Annotated in this window: 15 protein-coding genes; 14 read left to right on the top strand and 1 reads right to left on the bottom strand. The window is 70.4% G+C overall.

All coding sequences use genetic code 11. The annotated features are described in order from the left end of the window. Positions 1–131 precede the first annotated feature (131 nt). From rplU to IPZ69_RS10425, 9 genes are all read left to right on the top strand, one after another. Positions 132–452: a 50S ribosomal protein L21 gene (rplU, locus tag IPZ69_RS10465; RefSeq protein ID WP_235453765.1), complete on the top strand. Its 321-nt coding sequence runs from the start codon at positions 132–134 to the stop codon at positions 450–452. A gap of 13 nt (positions 453–465) precedes the next feature. Beyond that, positions 466–720 carry a 50S ribosomal protein L27 gene (gene rpmA, locus IPZ69_RS10460; RefSeq protein WP_023550764.1) on the top strand — a complete coding sequence of 85 codons (255 nt, stop codon included), beginning with the start codon at positions 466–468 and terminating at the stop codon, positions 718–720. 135 nt (positions 721–855) lie between these two features. Then, the gene (gene obgE, locus IPZ69_RS10455; protein WP_235453764.1) at positions 856–2,301 is read left to right on the top strand and encodes a GTPase ObgE; all 1,446 of its coding nucleotides are present in this window, start codon (positions 856–858) and stop codon (positions 2,299–2,301) included. Positions 2,302–2,489: 188 nt separating this feature from the next. Then, complete coding sequence (locus IPZ69_RS10450) at positions 2,490–2,792, top strand: hypothetical protein (protein WP_235453763.1); 303 nt, start codon at positions 2,490–2,492, stop codon at positions 2,790–2,792. Between the two features lie 241 nt (positions 2,793–3,033). After that, positions 3,034–4,596, top strand: coding sequence for an alkaline phosphatase D family protein (locus IPZ69_RS10445; protein WP_235453762.1), 1,563 nt, complete (start codon positions 3,034–3,036; stop codon positions 4,594–4,596). 179 nt (positions 4,597–4,775) lie between these two features. After that, positions 4,776–5,033: a hypothetical protein gene (locus IPZ69_RS10440; RefSeq protein ID WP_235453761.1), complete on the top strand. Its 258-nt coding sequence runs from the start codon at positions 4,776–4,778 to the stop codon at positions 5,031–5,033. 369 nt (positions 5,034–5,402) lie between these two features. Beyond that, complete coding sequence (locus IPZ69_RS10435; protein WP_235453760.1) at positions 5,403–6,902, top strand: bifunctional cytidylyltransferase/SDR family oxidoreductase; 1,500 nt, start codon at positions 5,403–5,405, stop codon at positions 6,900–6,902. A 178-nt stretch (positions 6,903–7,080) separates the two neighbouring features. Further along, positions 7,081–9,171 (top strand): CDP-glycerol glycerophosphotransferase family protein, encoded by a 2,091-nt coding sequence (locus tag IPZ69_RS10430; RefSeq protein WP_235453835.1) that lies wholly within the window; start codon positions 7,081–7,083, stop codon positions 9,169–9,171. Between the two features lie 312 nt (positions 9,172–9,483). Beyond that, complete coding sequence (locus tag IPZ69_RS10425; RefSeq protein WP_235453834.1) at positions 9,484–10,644, top strand: glycosyltransferase family 2 protein; 1,161 nt, start codon at positions 9,484–9,486, stop codon at positions 10,642–10,644. 88 nt (positions 10,645–10,732) lie between these two features. Here IPZ69_RS10425 and IPZ69_RS10420 read toward each other — a convergent pair whose 3' ends face one another. Further along, entirely contained in the window at positions 10,733–12,166 is a 1,434-nt protein-coding gene (locus tag IPZ69_RS10420; RefSeq protein WP_374293139.1) for a polysaccharide pyruvyl transferase family protein, read from the bottom strand. A 233-nt stretch (positions 12,167–12,399) separates the two neighbouring features. Here IPZ69_RS10420 and proB point away from each other — a divergent pair, with 233 nt between their 5' ends. From proB to IPZ69_RS10395, 5 genes are all read left to right on the top strand, one after another. Continuing rightward, positions 12,400–13,527 carry a glutamate 5-kinase gene (gene proB / locus IPZ69_RS10415; RefSeq protein WP_235453758.1) on the top strand — a complete coding sequence of 376 codons (1,128 nt, stop codon included), beginning with the start codon at positions 12,400–12,402 and terminating at the stop codon, positions 13,525–13,527. Between the two features lie 120 nt (positions 13,528–13,647). Next, positions 13,648–14,076, top strand: coding sequence for a hypothetical protein (locus IPZ69_RS10410; protein WP_235453757.1), 429 nt, complete (start codon positions 13,648–13,650; stop codon positions 14,074–14,076). Between the two features lie 122 nt (positions 14,077–14,198). Continuing rightward, entirely contained in the window at positions 14,199–15,485 is a 1,287-nt protein-coding gene (locus tag IPZ69_RS10405; protein WP_235453756.1) for a glutamate-5-semialdehyde dehydrogenase, read from the top strand. Between the two features lie 107 nt (positions 15,486–15,592). Next, positions 15,593–16,168 (top strand): SCO2584 family spore wall biosynthesis protein, encoded by a 576-nt coding sequence (locus IPZ69_RS10400; RefSeq protein WP_235453755.1) that lies wholly within the window; start codon positions 15,593–15,595, stop codon positions 16,166–16,168. 89 nt (positions 16,169–16,257) lie between these two features. After that, positions 16,258–17,328 (top strand): SCO2583 family membrane protein, encoded by a 1,071-nt coding sequence (locus tag IPZ69_RS10395; RefSeq protein ID WP_235453754.1) that lies wholly within the window; start codon positions 16,258–16,260, stop codon positions 17,326–17,328. Positions 17,329–17,372 lie beyond the last annotated feature (44 nt).

Genomic DNA, 17,372 nt, shown 5'->3' with positions numbered 1-17,372 from the left:
CACAGATGACACGCCACATCCCCGTAAACCTCTTCCTCCCGGGCACTGGGTTGGCCGGGAGAGGTCGTCCGTGTTGTTCGCGGTCGGCTGGCCTGCGGGGGTGCCGTTTCCCGAGCGAAAGAGAGATCCGCGTGTACGCCATCGTGCGCAGCGGTGGTCGCCAGCACAAGGTTGCTGTCGGCGACATCGTTGAGGTTGACAAGATTTCCACCGCCAATGTTGGCGACACGGTCGAGCTCTCGACCCTGCTCGTTGTCGACGGCGACGCTGTCACCAGCGACCCGTGGGTGCTGGCCGGCATCAAGGTCCAGGCCGAGGTCGTGGACCACCACAAGGGCCAGAAGATCGACATTCTGCGCTACAAGAACAAGACCGGCTACCGCCGTCGCCAGGGCCACCGCCAGCAGTACACGGCGATCAAGGTCACCGCGATCCCCGCGGCTGCGAAGTAAGGACTGAGGAGACATGGCACACAAGAAGGGCGCATCGTCCACCCGGAACGGTCGCGACTCCAATGCCCAGCGGCTCGGCGTGAAGCGCTTCGGCGGTCAGGTCGTGAACGCCGGTGAGATCCTGGTTCGTCAGCGCGGCACCCACTTCCACCCGGGCGCCGGCGTCGGCCGTGGCGGCGACGACACCCTGTTCGCGCTGCAGGCCGGTGCGGTGGAGTTCGGTACCCACCGTGGCCGCAAGGTCGTGAACATCGTTCCGGTCGCCTGAATCGTCTGATTCACGGCGTCGACCGAACGACTCGTTCGTTTCGCGAGGCGGACCTCACTTCCCGGTCGGGAAGGCGGGTCCGCCTTTCGCGTGTTGACATTGGTAATACCCGTTAGTTTCTGGAGGCACTGAACCATGACCACCTTCGTGGACCGCGTCGAACTGCATGTCGCCGCGGGTAACGGAGGCCACGGCTGTGCCTCCGTCCACCGCGAGAAGTTCAAGCCGCTCGGCGGACCCGACGGCGGCAACGGCGGCCGCGGCGGCGACGTGATCCTGACCGTCGACCAGTCGATCACCACGCTTCTCGACTACCACCACTCCCCGCACCGCAAGGCCACCAACGGCAAGCCCGGTGAGGGCGGCAACCGCTCCGGCAAGGACGGCGAGGACCTGGTCCTGCCGGTGCCGGACGGCACGGTCGTCCTGGACAAGGCGGGCAACGTGCTCGCCGACCTGGTCGGCCACGGCACCTCGTACATCGCCGCGCAGGGCGGCCGGGGCGGCCTCGGCAACGCGGCGCTGGCGAGCGCCCGCCGCAAGGCGCCCGGCTTCGCGCTGCTGGGCGTGCCCGGTGACCTCCAGGACATCGTCCTGGAGCTGAAGACCGTCGCCGACGTGGCCCTGGTGGGCTACCCGAGCGCCGGCAAGTCCTCGCTGATCTCCGTGCTCAGCGCGGCCAAGCCGAAGATCGCCGACTACCCGTTCACGACGCTCGTGCCCAACCTGGGCGTGGTGACGGCGGGTTCGACCGTCTACACCATCGCCGACGTGCCCGGTCTGATCCCGGGCGCCAGCCAGGGCAAGGGCCTCGGCCTGGAGTTCCTGCGCCACGTCGAGCGGTGCAGCGTGCTGGTGCACGTCCTGGACACGGCGACCCTGGAGTCCGACCGCGACCCGGTCTCCGACCTCGACATCATCGAGGAGGAGCTCAAGCAGTACGGCGGTCTCGACAACCGTCCCCGGATCGTCGTCCTGAACAAGGTCGACGTACCGGACGGCAAGGACCTCGCCGAGATGGTCCGCCCCGACCTGGAGGCGCGCGGTTACCGCGTGTTCGAGGTGTCGGCGGTGGCACACATCGGTCTGAAGGAGCTGTCGTTCGGGCTCGGTGAGCTGGTCGGCAAGGCCCGTGCCGCCAAGCCGAAGGAGGAGGCGACGCGGATCGTCATCCGGCCCAAGGCCGTGGACGACGCGGGCTTCACGGTCACCCGCGAGGAGGCCGACGGCGAGCCGCTGTTCCGGGTGCGCGGCGAGAAGCCCGAACGCTGGGTGCGCCAGACCGACTTCAACAACGACGAGGCCGTCGGCTACCTCGCCGACCGCCTCAACCGCCTCGGTGTCGAGGAGCGGCTGATGAAGGCGGGCGCCCGCTCCGGCGACGGCGTCGCCATCGGCCCCGAGGACAACGCGGTCGTCTTCGACTGGGAGCCCTCGGTCATGGCCGGCGCGGAGATGCTCGGCCGACGCGGCGAGGACCACCGACTGGAGGAGCAGCGCCCCGCGGCGCAGCGCCGCCGGGACCGGCAGGCCGAGCGCGACGACGTGCAGCGCGAGTACGACGACTTCGAGCCGTTCTAGAAACAGCCGGAGCCGGACGAGACGAGGGGCGCCCCCGACCGGGGGCGCCCCTCGTCGGTCAACGCCGGGAGAACTCGGGACGCACTCCGGGGCCACCCCGTCGTCGGTCGGTGGGTCGTACAGGGCATCGCGGATGAGGATCTTGCGCTCATCGCGGATCAACTTCCCTGCCGATTCCGGGAGTCGACGTGCCTAAGACCTCCTCCTCGCCCGTGCGCCGTACCGTCGCGGTGGCAGTCGGCGCGGGTGTGCCCGGCACCGCCGAGAGCGGTGACCTGTTCGGTGCCACCACCCATCTCGTGGACGGCGACGGAGACGGCTGGGCGGAGCCGGTCGTGGCCGCGCTCGGCGAGGACGCGCGGGCGGGCGCGGTCTGGGTCTTCGGCGCCGGATCCGCCGGTGCCACGGCCACTCGTTCCTTCTCCTTCGGCGCCCGCACCCTCGGCACGGTCGCGAGCAAGGCCCAGCTGGGTGCCGCGTTCCCGGGCTGATCCGGGCTCCGCGCTTCGTGCGGCGAACGGCCGGATCGGCTCTGGATTCACCTACTGACCAGGCGTCACGATCCGACGTGTCGTCAGACCCGTTGCGGCGCCCGGATGTTCCGGTCCGCAACGGGTCTTCCGTTGTCTTTCTGTTTGTCATGCGCGTGAAGGCTCCCGTTCGGCGGGCGGACCGTCCCGGCGTGGGAGCTTCCGACTGTCCCAGAGGCCTGCGAGGCAAGGGAGTTCACCGATGACACGAGTGACCGGACCCGTTTCGCCCGACCGACGCCGCTTTCTGACCGCCGGTGCCGCCGTCCTGGGCGCCGCCGCGTCCGCCCAGCTCTGGCTGCCGTCCACCGCCGCGCACGCGGCCGAAACCCCGTTACCGGACGGGGTGTTCAGCCTCGGTGTCGCCTCCGGTGACCCGCTGCCGGACGGCATCGTGCTGTGGACCCGGCTCGCCCCAGACCCCCTCAACGGCGGCGGCATGCCCGACGCCGTGGTCCCGGTCGAATGGGAGCTCGCCGAGGACGAGCGCTGCCACAAGCCCGTGCGCCGGGGCGTCGCCGAGGCCAGACCCGAGTACGGGCACAGCGTCCACGTGGACGTACGGGGCCTGCGCCCGGGCCGCACCTACTGGTACCGCTTCCGCGCCGGCGGGCAGCTCTCGCCCACCGGCCGCACCCGCACCGCGCCCCACCCGCACAGCAGGGGCGGCTCGCTGCGCGTGGCGCTCGCCTCCTGCCAGAACTGGCAGCACGGCTACTTCACCCCGTACGCCGACATGCTCGCCCAGGACCCCGACGTCGTCCTCTTCGTCGGCGACTACATCTACGAGTCGTCGCCCTCGGCGACGGCGGTGCGCCGGCACGAGGGCAAGGGGGAGCCGTACACCCTGGTCCAGTACCGCAACCGCTACGCGCAGTACCGCACCGACCCGGACCTCGCCGCGATGCACGCGAACGCGCCGTGGGTGGTCACCTTCGACGATCACGAGGTCGACAACGACTGGGCCGGTGAGATCCCGCAGGACCCCGACAAGCAGTCGCACGACGCGTTCGTGGCCCGGCTGACGGCGGCCTTCCAGGCGTACTTCGAGCACATGCCCGTGCGCGCCACCGCGGTCCCGAACGGCCCGCACATCCAGATGTACCGCCGCCTGGACTTCGGCCGCCTGGCCCGGTTCAACGTCCTGGACACCCGGCAGTTCCGCAGCGACCAGGCCACCACCCAGGCCGGGGCCCAGGACCCGTCGATGACCATGCTCGGCGCCGGTCAGAAGGAGTGGCTGCTGGACGGGCTGCACGACTCCCCGGCCCGCTGGAACCTGATCGCCTCGCAGATCATGATGGCCGAGACCGATCTGCTGCTCGGCGAGGGCAAGCTCTGGTTCTACGACGCCTGGGACGGCTACCAGACCGAGCGCAACGCCCTCCTGGAGTCGTTCCAGGACGTCCGCAACCCGGTCGTGCTCAGCGGCGACCGGCACCTGACGATGATCAGCGACCTGAAGCTGGACTTCGCCGACCCGGACTCCGACGTCGTCGGCGCGGAGTTCGTCGGCACCTCGATCTCCAGCAACGGCGACCAGGACCAGGCCGCCTTCCACGCCCAGTGGGACCCGCTGATGGCGGACAACCCGCACTGGAAGGTGATCGACGCCCACCGCGGCTACCACCTCTTCGACATCCGCCGCGACGGCATCGACGCCCAGGTCCGAGTCGTGGACACGGTGCTGAAACAGCAGGCCACGGCAAGCACGCTGGCCACACTGCGAGTGGAGTCCGACGAACCGGGCGTGAACCTGGCCTGACGCTCACAGGGGGCCTTGGGACTCACAGCAGTCCCAGGGCCCTCGCAGGTAGGACTCGGCCAGGTCTCTTACCGTCCGCCGACCGTGGGCTCGCGACGACGGGCGACACCGAGCCCACCGACCGGCACCGGTCGCGGCTGCCGGCCCGGGTACACGCCACCGGCCCGGACACCTCCGTGGTGAGCAGCGAGGCCTTCGCCGACGCCCCGGACGACGCGACGATCGCGCGGATCATCGATCAGCTCGGCGGCGACCGTGTGCGGCGAGTTCCGGACACCGTGAATCGCTCGCTTACTCTTGCCGAGACCGAAATGCTGCGGAATCTTGATGTGGAATTCCGCGGCAATGGGTTGCCGGACGAGCCGCATTCCCGGCCCGTCCGCGACGGTGCGGTGACGCATATGGAGAACGCGTGCAGCCCGCTTCACAGGGCGTGAAGATCGACACGCCCGGGTGGGTCGTCGAGGAGGCCGCCGCCCGGGCCTGGTGCGGGCCCTCGCCGTGGTTGCTTCCGCACTCGTTGCCGCGGTTCCGACGTGCTCCGTGCACCGGGCGTCGTCGCGGGAACCGGTCCGGGTACTCGGCCGCCGCTGCCCGGCGCGGCCGGGCCGCCGTCGGGAGTGGACTTACTCACAGCAAATTCACGCGGCGTTCCGGAACTCCCCTACGGACGAAGCGCATCACCAGGAGTGCAAGGTGAATGGCAGGTTGCGGGCACATATGCGGCGGTGGACGCTCACCTTGCACTGCGGTAACCCGAAGTGGGACCATTTCGAGGTTCCCTGACGCCCCAAGGTAGGTCACCTGTGTCCCAGCACATAGCCAAGCCCCGTACCACCGCAGTGATCCTGGCCGGTGGTACCGGTCAGCGCGTGGGTCTGTCGATCCCCAAGCAGTTGCTGAAGATCGCCGGCAAGGCTGTCATCGAGCACACACTGACCACCTTCGAGCAGACCGATTCGATCGACGACATCATCGTGCTGATGGCGCCGGGCTACGTTCCGGACGTCGAGAAGATCGTCGCCAAGGCCGGGTTCCGCAAGGTCAAGAAGATCATCGAGGGCGGCTCGACGCGGAACGAGACCACCGAGCGCGCCATCGAGGCCCTCCGCGAGGGCCTGGCCGAGGGCGAGGACCTCAACGTCCTCTTCCACGACGCCGTTCGCCCCCTGCTCTCGCGGCGCGTCATCGACGACTGCGTGACCGCCCTGGAGCGCTACCAGGCCGTCGACGTCGCCATCCCCTCCGCCGACACGATCATCGTGACGCGCACGCACGGCGAGGACGGCGAGTTCATCACCGAGATCCCGGACCGCTCCCGGCTGCGCCGCGGCCAGACCCCGCAGGCCTTCAAGCTGTCCACGATCAAGCGGGCCTACGAGGTCGCCGAGGGCGACCCCAACTTCCAGGCCACGGACGACTGCTCCGTCGTGCTCAAGTACCTGCCGGACGTGCCGATCCACGTCGTCGCGGGTGACGAGTACAACATGAAGGTGACGCAGCCGGTCGACGTCTTCATCGCCGACAAGCTCTTCCAGCTCGCCTCCACGGCCGCGCCGGAGCAGAACGGCGAGGAGGCCTACCGCGAGCTCCTCACCGGCAAGACCGTGGTGATCTTCGGCGGTTCGTACGGCATCGGCAAGGACATCGCCGAACTCGCCGAGTCCTACGGCGCCTCCGTGTACGCGCTGGGCCGCTCCACCACCGGCACCCACGTGGAGAACCCGGAGGAGGTCGACGACGCGCTGTCCAAGGCGTACGCCGAGACCGGCCGGATCGACTACGTGGTCAACACCGCGGGCGTGCTGCGCATCGGCAAGCTCGCCGAGACCGACAACGCCACCATCGAGGAGGCGCTGAAGGTCAACTACCTGGCCCCGGTGCAGATCGCGCGCTCCTCCTACAAGTACCTGGCCGAGACCAACGGACAGCTGCTGCTCTACACCTCCAGCAGCTACACCCGCGGCCGCGCCGAGTACAGCCTCTACTCCTCGACCAAGGCCGCCATGGTGAACCTCACCCAGGCGCTGTCCGACGAGTGGGCCGGCGACGGCATCCGCGTCAACTGCATCAACCCGGAGCGCACCGCCACCCCGATGCGCACCAAGGCCTTCGGTCAGGAGCCCGCGGGCAGCCTGCTCTCCTCCGAGGCCGTGGCCCGCACCTCGCTCGACGTGCTGCTGAGCGAGCTGACCGGTCATGTCATCGACGTCCGCCAGCAGGACCCGACGGCGGCGGCCGGCCAGGCCTCCGGCTTCGAGCAGGCGCTCGCCAGCGTCCTGGACCGTCAGGACGGCGTGGCATAATTAACAGTAAATAGGCATCTGTAATTCAGGCCTCTGTGGCTGCGCGTATGCGGAGCGTTCACAGAGGCCTGAATCTGTAAAGCCCCAGTTCCTCTACAAATCGTCCGCAAGGTCTCATTCCGGCCTTTTTGTCAGCAAAAGGTTCTCCGTGATATCCACCGCTATTCGCGTCGCCCGGGTGGGCAGCGCGGCCGAGCTGGCCGCGGCGGCCCTCGTGATGCTGGGCTTCCCCTGCCTCATGCTGGCCGCGCTCATACCGAGCGTCTACGCCTTCGCGGCCACGGCCGCCGTGACGTACCTGGCGGACCACTATCTGCACCGCAAGGGCAGCTACCTGATCAACCGCCTCAGCAAGGTGCGGGCCGGTCTGTCGATCCGCTTCCTGATCCGGCAGCTGCTGCTGATCCTGCTGCTGGCCCGGATGTCCCTCTCGGGCAACCTGATCTTCTACGGCGCCATCGCCTGCTTCATCGCGTTCTACGGCCTCCAGGCCCCGCACGGCGCGCTGGTCACCCTGATCCGCAACCGCCGCCGGATGCCGGTCGCCACCCGCAACGTCGACCTGAAGTCCCGCATCCGCATCCCGGACGCGCCGCGGCAGGGCCTGCTGCAGCGCTCCGCCGAGAAGATGCTCCACCTCGACCTCGCCGCCGTCATCGGCCTCCTGGTCGCCGCCGCCGTCGACTCGGCCGTCCCCGGCTTCGTCGGCATCGGCATCACCATCGGCCTCGGCTGCCTCTACGTCCTCGCGCTCATGCCGTACGTGCGCGGCCGGAAGATCCCGCCGAACGCGGACTCGGTCCTGGCCGCGGTCGACGACTGGCTGGCCGCCTACAAGCCGGAGACGGTGCTGTACTTCTCCGGCTCCAAGGACTCCGCGTACCAGGTCAACATGTGGCTGGAGACGATGGAGCAGCTGGACACCCGGCCGCTGATCGTCCTGCGCGAGCGGGTCATCCTCACCAACCTGGCCCCGACCACGGTCCCGGTCATCTGCGTGCCCGGCGGTGTGCACCTGATGAACATGGACCTGTCGACGGTGCGTGTGGCGCTGTACGCGGCGAACGTCGGCAAGAACATCCACCTGCTGCGCGTCCCGACCATGAAGCACGTCTTCATCGGCCACGGCGACAGCGACAAGCTGGCCAGCGTCAACCCGTTCAGCAAGGTGTACGACGAGGTGTGGACCGCCGGCCGCGCGGGCCGCGACCGCTACGCCATCGCCGACGTCGGTGTCCGCGACGACGACATCGCCGAGGTCGGCCGCCCGCAGCTGGCGCCGATCCGGACCTGGCAGGGCGTGCCCGAGGGCCGTATCCCGACCGTGCTGTATGCCCCCACCTGGGAGGGCTGGGACGACAACCCGGGCAACACCTCGATCCTGCTCGCGGGCGAGAACATCGTGCGCAAGCTGGTCAAGGCCGACCCGCCGGTCCGCGTCCTGTACAAGCCGCACCCCTTCACCGGCACCCGCAGCGCCGACGCCAAGGCCGCCCACCAGCGGATCACCGCGCTGGTCGAGAAGGCCGGCGCCGAGCGCGCGGCCGACGCCCGCTTCACCGTCGACGCCGCCGCCCAGGCGCGGGCCCAGGCCGAGCTGACCCGCATCGAGGCCCGCCTCGCCGAGCTGTCCGGCTCGGCCGGTGACAAGGGCGACGAGGCCGAGGCCACCCGCGACGGCGTGGTCGACGTGGCCCGGCACGAGGAGATCGCCCGGCTGCGCGCCGAGTGGGACGACGCCTACTGGCGCTCGTTCCCGAGCCACGAGCACCGGGTCATCACGGGCGCCGAGCCGCGCCTGTACGACTGCTTCAACGTCTCGGACGCGATGGTCTCCGACATCTCCAGCGTCGTCTCCGACTTCATCGCGAGCGGCAAGCCGTACGCGGTCACCGACTCCGGGGAGCTCGGCGTGGAGGAGTTCAAGCGGCAGAACACGGCGGTGCGCGCGGCCGTGATCCTCTCCAACGGCGCCGCCGAGCTGGGCGGCCTGCTGGACGCCGTGCGCGACCCGTCGGCCGACCCGCTGGCCGGGGAGCGGGGCGAGCTCAAGCGCTATCTGCTGGGCCCGGACGAGCCGAAGTCCATCGACCAGTTCAACACCGCGGTGGCGGATCTCGCCCGCAAGGCCGAGATCCGCAACGCCGGCCAGGAGTCCCGCGCCGCCGGCGTCGCCGCCGACCCCGCGGAGGCGGCCGAGCTGACGACCGCGTTGCCCGGCCAGCGGACGTCGACGACCGGCGACACGGACGGCGTGACGGCGGTCTGACCCACCCCGCACCAGGAACGGCCCCCGAGGAGCACTCCTCGGGGGCCGTTCGCTTGTCCGTCTCTTACCGGTTCCTGAGCAATTCTTACTGCGGCTGCGTACTGTCCGGTGCGGCCCGCCGGGAACCCGTGCCGGGCACAACTTGTGTGATGTACGCCACTCATTGCCTGCGGCAAGGCAACCGCTTCCTGCCGAAGCCCGTCTAACTGTTTGCGATTGAGCAGATACGGGGGAAATGTTCCGTGACAAGGGGGAAACGTGACCGTCGTGACGCAGCCTGATGTGACTGTGATCATCGGGGCGTACGAAGCGATGCCTTACCTGGTCGAGTGCCTGGCGTCCGTCGAGGCGCAGACCCTGGACCCGGCCCGGGTGGAGGTCATCGCGGTCGACGACGGCTCGACCGACGGCACGGGGGAGTGCCTGGAGGAGTTCGCGCGGCGCGCTCCCATGACGGTCACCGTGATCCGGCAGAAGAACTCCGGCGGCCCCAGCGGCCCGCGCAACGTCGGACTTGGTAAGGCCAACGGACGGTACGTGTTCTTCCTCGACGCCGACGACCGGCTCGGCCCCGAGGCGCTGGAGCGCATGGTGGCCATGGCCGACAAGAACGGCACCGACGTGGTCCTGGGCAAGGTCGAGGGGATCAACCGCACCCCGCCGAAGTCCATGTGGGGCAAGACCCTCGACCGTACCGACGTGTTCTCGTCCAACATCAAGTTCACGCTGAGCGCCCAGAAGCTCTTCCGCCGCGAGCTGCTGGAACGGCACGGCATGCGCTTCGACGAGTCGCTGTGGACCGGCGAGGACGCGCTGTTCACGATGGAGGCCTATCTGCGGGCCGACGGCGTCTCCGTGATCGCCGACCACGTCTGCTACTACCTGGTGGGCCGCGACGACGGCAAGCACGTGACGAAGAGCGGCGGCTACTCCCTGCGCTTCGACTCCGCGCGCGCCCTGATGAAGCTGATCGCGGAACTGGTGCCGGCCGGGGACAAGCGCGACGACCTCATGATCCGCCCCTTCCTCATCACGCTGCTGCCGCAGTTCGGGCCCCAGTTCCTCAAGGACTCCGAAGAGGTCAGACGGCACAAGTTCGAGCTGGCCAAGCCGCTGATGGACGCCCACTGGAACCCCGAGGTGGCCCGCCGCCTCAAGGTCCACGAGCGCCTGCGCCTGTTCCTGGTGGCCCAGCAGCGCCCCGATCTGCTGCGGGACGTCGTGGAGTTCGTCCGGGCCAAGAAGCAGGCGGCGGCCGTCATGGAGAAGCGCGCCACCCGCGTCTACCTCATCTACCCGCACTTCCGCTCGCGCAAGGCCGGTATCCCGGACTGGATCTACCTGGCCGAACCCCGCGAGGCCCGCGCGTTCGAGGGCTACCGCGAGGCCGCCGCCAACTCCTTCGTCCGCCGCGCCCTGCGCAAGGTGCGGCGCTCGCTGCCGACGAGGGGCGTCGGAGCGGCAGCGGCCTGACACCGCGAGAGCCCGGCCCCTTCGGGGACCGGGCTCCGCCGTCACGGCCGGGTTCTTGCGTCGTACCGGTGCCCCTCGGCGCCGTGTCCTACTGCTGTGCCGACCGCAGCGCCCGTCGGATCGGCCGGCCGACCGCCCGCCGGGCCCGGCGGTAGACCGAGGTCGCGGGCACGACGGTGGCCGCCTTCGCGGTGGCCTTGGCCCCGGCCCGGGTGCGCGCCAGCTCCCGCTTCAACTGGGCGTTGTCCACGGACAGTTCGGTGATACGGCTGTGCAGCCAGCCGAACCGCGAGGTGAGCGAGGCGAGGTCGGTCTCGTTCCAGGGGCGGATCCCCGCCGGGAACGTCAGCGACCGCATCCGCTCCTCGTAGGCCGCGCCGCCGTCGCCGTGGCTGAAGGTGTTCTCCAGCCCGTTCTTGTCCAGGAACGCGGTGAACCGCTCGAACCGCTCCCGGTGACCGCCGACCAGCCCGCCGAAATCGGCCTGCTCGTACAGCCGCGCCGGGTCCGCGGCCGCGGGGTCCTTGGTCACCTTGTCGAGCCGCTGGTGCGGGATCTCGAAGTACCGGCACAGCTCCAGCGTCCGCGAGTCCCCGCACAGCACCGTCGCCGGCGTACCGGCGAGCAGCGCCGCGATGTTGCCGTGGATGCGGGAGCCGAAGGAGAAGTCGAAGGAGCGCAGGTCCTCGATCCAGGTGACCGGGTCGATGTAGACGCGGACCTTGTCCTCCCGGTACATCGGGTGGTCCGGGTGCGTCGGCATCGCCGTCACCTCGGCGTTCGCGTCCGACAGGTCCCGCCAGTGCAACTGCCGCGCGTCGCTGAGGTTCTGGCCGACGAACCGCAGGTGCGGATAGCGCGCGTGGGCGTCCGCGATGACCCGGTCCAGGCCCTGGGAGCGCACCGCGCTGTGCGAGCCGTTGATCGCGATCCGGGACTCGGGCGTAAGCGCCACCGCCCGCTTGTGCACGTCCAGTCGGCCGCCGTGCATGAACAGCGACGGGCAGCCGATGACCTCGACGTCCCGGAAGCCCATGTCCAACAGGTACTGCTCGGTGAACTCGCCCCGCACACCGATGGACGCGCTGCGGTCCAGCACCGCCGAGACGAACTCCCGCACGGTCGGCTCGATCCGCTGCAGCCGGGCCGGGTTGTAGCTCACTCCGGTCTGCGCGCCGACCCCCAGCACCACCACCGGGATCCTGAGCCGGGTGATCAGCCGGGTCAGCCGCTTCAGTCCGCTCTCGAAGGAGGGCCGGAACGCGTTGGCCAGCGGCACGACGAAGGCGTCGTACTCCTCGTTGATGCGGGCCGCGGCGGCCGCGTCGGTGGCGATGCCGTTCGAGACCACCTCGGTGCCCGGGGTCTCAAGGATCTTGTGTGCGGCGTCGCTGAAGATCAGGTTGCCGGAGTTGGTGGCGAAGACGTCTCGGTGGAGGGCCTCTTCCACGGAGACGACGTCGTAGGGGCTCTTCCCCGATCTGAGGAGAAGGCGCTTCGCACGATGAACAGTAGGTGACACAAAGTTCAAATTAAGTTTGAACAGTCTTTAATTTCTACAGGCAACCAGTGCAACCTTTTTGCCGTACGCGAAGCGTGATCGCGCGATCACGCGAAGTCCGGTCGGTGTTCGTCGGTGCTCGCCGCTGTTCGTCGACGGTGGTCCGGAGCGTGGACCGATGCGCGGCACACGCTCCCGTTCGCGTAGATTGCCGGGCGGGCAGCCATATCGTGACGCGAGGGGACGGACCACACGTGGCAAGGGCAAGGCAGGCCGTGGAAGAGGCCCGCAGGATCGTCGTCAAGGTGGGCTCCTCGTCGCTGACCACCGCCTCCGGCGGTCTGGACGCCGACCGGGTCGACGCGCTCGTCGACGTCCTCGCCAAGAGCCGCAGCGGCGGGGAGCGGGAGATCGTCCTGGTCTCCTCCGGCGCCATCGCCGCGGGCCTGGCCCCGCTGGGCCTGCGCCGCCGCCCCAAGGACCTCGCCCGCCAGCAGGCCGCCGCCAGCGTCGGCCAGGGCCTGCTCGTGGCCCGCTACACCGCCTCCTTCGCGCGCTACGGCGTCCGGGTCGGCCAAGTCCTGCTCACCTCCGACGACATGAGCCGGCGTGCCCACCACCGCAACGCCTCCCGCACCCTCGACAAGCTCCTCGCGATGGGCGCCTTCCCCGTCGTCAACGAGAACGACACCGTCGCCACCGACGAGATCCGCTTCGGCGACAACGACCGCCTCGCCGCCCTCGTCGCCCACCTCGTCCACGCCGACCTGCTGGTCCTGCTGTCCGACGTGGACGGCGTCTACGACGGCGACCCCACCAAGCCCGGCACCTCGCGGATAGCGCAGGTGCGCGGACCCGAGGACCTCGCGCACGTCGAGATCGGCAGCGCGGGCAAGGCCGGGGTGGGCACCGGAGGCATGGTCACCAAGGTCGAGGCCGCCCGGATCGCCGCCGCCGCGGGCATCCCCGTGGTGCTCACCAGCGCGGTCCACGCGGCCGACGCCCTCTCCGGCGGCGATACCGGCACCTACTTCCACGCCACCGGCAAGCGCTCCGGCGGCCGGCTGCTGTGGCTCCAGCACGCCTCCACCCCGCTGGGGTCGCTGACCCTGGACGACGGCGCGGTGCGCGCGGTGGTCAAGGGCCGCAAGTCGCTGCTGCCGGCCGGGATCGCCGCCGTCGAGGGCGAGTTCAGCGCCGGGGACCCGGTCGAACTGCGCGACGGGGAGGGCCGGGCCGTGGCCCGCGGACTCGTCAACTTCGACGCCAAGGAGATCCCCCAGCTGCTCGGGCGCTCCACGCGGGAGCTCGCGCGGGAGCTGGGCGCGGCGTACGAGCGCGAGGTCGTACACAGGGACGACCTGGTGGTCTTGCATCCGTAAACGGGAGGTGGCCACGGCCCCCGGTGGGGGACGTTCCGTAAAACCGCCCCGCGGAGCGGTGCGGCCTGCTCAACTTTCCTTCAGGAACACGTTCCCGAGCGCTGCGTGAAGGAGGCCGTTGTGAGACGAGTGCGCCCTGGGGCGGCGGCGTCCCGCGGTGCTCTGACGAGCGTCGCGGCCGGGGACACCTTCGAGGAGCCGAAGGACCTGCCCCGCCTGTGGCACGTCACCCTCAGCGTCTCCGGGCAGGCGGTCCCGCTCACGGACCTGCGGCGCGCCCTGGAGCAGCTCGCGCACGACCACCCCTTCCTGCTGACCAGCCGCTACGCCAACGACCACGCGGAGATCCGCTACTGGGAAGAGGCCCGCGACCTGCACGACGCCGCCGCCGTGGCCCTGCGCCTGTGGGGCGAGCACCGCCAGACCGCGGGGCTCCCCGCCTGGGAGATCGTCGGCCTGGAGGTCATCGACCGCGAGACCTACCACCAGCGCGTCGCCGAGGGCTACGGCCCGCCGCCCGCGACCCCGGTGGGCGTGCACCCCTTCTGACTGCGCACGTCCGACTCCGTACGGCCCCGCCCGCACCGGAGGGCCCTTTCGTCCCCGTTGGTCCCGTCTCGGGGTGTGGGATGACCGGCGAACGGCCCCGGTCGGCGCACTACCCTTCCCTCATGACCACGCTCTCGCCGTACGACGCCATGTCCCCGGTCACCCAGGCCGCCTACCGTGCCAAGGCCGCCGCCGCCGACCTCGCGCCGCTGCCGCGTGCCGTCAAGGACGACGCCCTGCTGGCCATCGCGGACGCCCTGGAGGTCCGTACGAGCGAGATCGTCGAGGCCAACGCCAAGGACATCGCCAAGGCCCGGGAGGCCGGCACCAGCGAGGCGATCGTCGACCGGCTCACGCTCACGCCCGAGCGGGTGCGCGCCATCGCCTCCGACGTCCGCGACGTCGCGGGGCTGCCCGACCCGGTCGGCGAGGTCGTCCGCGGCTCCACCCTCCCCAACGGCATCGACCTGCGCCAGGTCCGCGTCCCGCTGGGTGTCGTCGGCATCATCTACGAGGCCCGCCCGAACGTGACCGTCGACGCCGCCGCCCTGTGCCTGAAGTCCGGCAACGCGGTCCTGCTGCGCGGCTCGGCCTCCGCGTACGAGTCGAACACCGCCCTCGTCCGGGTGATCCGGGACGCCGTGGGCGGGGCGGGGCTGCCCGCCGACGCCGTGCAGCTGGTGCCGGGGGAGAGCCGCGAGAGCGTCCGCGAGCTGATGCGCGCCCGCGGCCTGGTCGACGTGCTCATCCCGCGCGGCGGCGCCTCGCTGATCCAGACGGTCGTCTCCGAGTCCATCGTCCCGGTGATCGAGACCGGCACCGGCAACTGCCACGTCTACGTCGACGCCCGGGCCGACCTCGACATGGCCGTCGAGATCCTGATCAACTCCAAGGCCCAGCGGGTCAGCGTCTGCAACGCCGCCGAGACCCTGCTGGTCCACCAGGACATCGCCGCCGAGTTCCTGCCGCGCGCCCTGGACGCCCTGGCCGAGGCCGGGGTGACCGTGCACGCCGACGAACGGGTCATGGCGTACGCCAAGGACTCCCGGGCGACCGTGGTCGAGGCGACGCCGGAGGACTGGGAGACCGAGTACCTGTCCTACGACATCGCCGCCGCGGTGGTGGACTCGCTGGACAAGGCCGTCGAGCACATCCGGCTGTGGACCTCCGGCCACACCGAGGCGATCGTCACCACTTCCCAGCAGGCCGCCCGCCGCTTCACCCAACTGGTCGACTCCACCACCGTCGCCGTGAACACCTCCACCCGCTTCACCGACGGCGGCCAGTTCGGCTTCGGCGCGGAGATCGGCATCTCCACGCAGAAGCTGCACGCCCGCGGCCCGATGGGCCTGCCGGAGCTGACCAGCACGAAGTACATCGTCACCGGCGACGGGCACGTACGGCGCTAGACCCCGACCTGGAACGACCGCACGGGACGGACCGAAACCCGTCTCAGCAGGCGGATGAATTTCCATACCGTCTGCCCAAATTGACCCCCCAGGTCTACTCTGAATCCGTGCCGGAGGACGTGGGGGGCACGCCGTTCCCGGACGGCTGGGAGCCCGACGACGACCACGACCACGGGGTGTCGGACGACGAGTTCGCCTCCGTGGTCTTCGACGAGGCCTTCGTACGGGCGGCCGTGGTGCACGAGCCCACCGCCGTCGAGCGCCTCCTGGCCGCCGCCCAGGCGAGAGCCGAGGCCTCGGAGGCCGAGGCGCGCCGCCGGGCACGCGGCAGCGGCGAGCGCTACGACGACGGGTACGGCCCCGACGGCCCCGATTTCGGCCATGACCGGGACTTCGACGAACTGGACGATCCGGACCTCTTCGACGACCCCCACGGCACCTCGGGAACGTACGGCAAACAGGTCCGCTGGCACCGCCCGGTCGCCTGGGTGCTCGCCCTCGTGATGGGCGTCGGCATGGTCGCGCTGGCCTTCGCCGCCGTCTACCGCGGGGCCTCCTCGGGCAGCCGCGAGCAGGTGCCCACGCCCGCCTCGACCGGCCTGGAACAGGGCCGCGAGTCGGCTCCCTCGGCGTCCGCCGAATCCACCCCGCCGGCGGTCTCGGCGTTCCCGCGCTCCCCCTGAGCGCCCTGTGCATTTCCTGGTGAGAACCTGTCAGAACTTGTCGTGTAGCAGGGCGTTTACCTGAGCCCCCTGAGACCTACTCTGAAAGTATGGGCGGGCCAGGAGAACCACCTGAGGGGACACCCGAAGGCGCTCCCGCTGGTGGTGAGGACGAATACCGATCCGTCGTCTTCGACGAATCGTTCGTCCGTGCTGCCCGCCTCCAGGAGTTCTCCGCGCAGGAGCGCATGGCCGACCACGCGCCCGCCGTACGCCGCCGCCCGACCCTGCACCGCGGGCTGACCCGGCAGGCGCTGATCCTCCTCCTGCTGATCGCCCTCGCCTTCAGCACGGCGGTCTACATGGGCGTACGCCACCCGTACGACTCACCGGAGGCACGGCAGCCCGTCGAACCCCTGCGGATGACCGTCATCCCGCTCTCCCCGCAGGGCAAGGTGCCCGGGGCGCCCGACGCCGAGTACCTGTACGCGCACAGCCCCGCCGCCCAGTTCAGCGTCGGGGCCGAAGGCATCCCGCTGCCCGCCTCCCGGCGCACCGCGCACTTCTCGGACAGCGACGTCGTGTCCGCCCTGTCCACCGCGAAGGACTACATCGTCCGCTCCGCGCTCTACCCCGAGGTGATCGGCGGCAGCGACGTCCACCCCGCGCGCGTCCTCGTCGACCCCGACCAACTCGACCAGTTCGACCAGAGCTTCGCGCACCCCACCGCGGACGGGCGGCACGCGCCGACCGGATGGCTGGTGCGCTTCGACCCCGCGCAGGCACGGCTGGCGGACCGCAAGATCCGGGTCCAGGGCTCGCTGCAGGCCGCCGAGACCGACTCCGCCACCCTTGAGGTGACCGCGGACCACACGCTCGTCTACGCGCTCCACCCGGCCCGTGCCGCCGCCGGCGCCCCGGTCTCCCTGTTCACCGTCCGCCGCGAGCTGACGTTCCGCTTCGACCGCGAGGACCTGCGCACCCACCAGGCGCAGCTGATCGTCGCCTACGTCCAGGCGGGCCCCCTGTCCTGCGCCGAGGACTCCACCAACCACCTGCACCCGCTGCTGGCCGGCCAGACCGCCAGGACGGGCGGCCCGGCCGGCACGAACCCCTACGCGACGGGGAGCGCCACGGCCCTGTGCGGGACGCTGGCCACCGGGGCCGAGCCCAAGGCATGACCCTCCGGCCCGGCCCGGCCGACGGCGTGACGCTCCCGATCGGC

The organism is Streptomyces olivochromogenes, assembly GCF_021538895.1.
In the GTDB taxonomy this organism is placed as follows: Bacteria; Actinomycetota; Actinomycetes; order Streptomycetales; family Streptomycetaceae; genus Streptomyces; species Streptomyces olivochromogenes_A.
The sequence above is the reverse complement of the archived record's forward strand: the minus strand, read 5'-3'. Positions and strand labels throughout refer to the sequence as shown.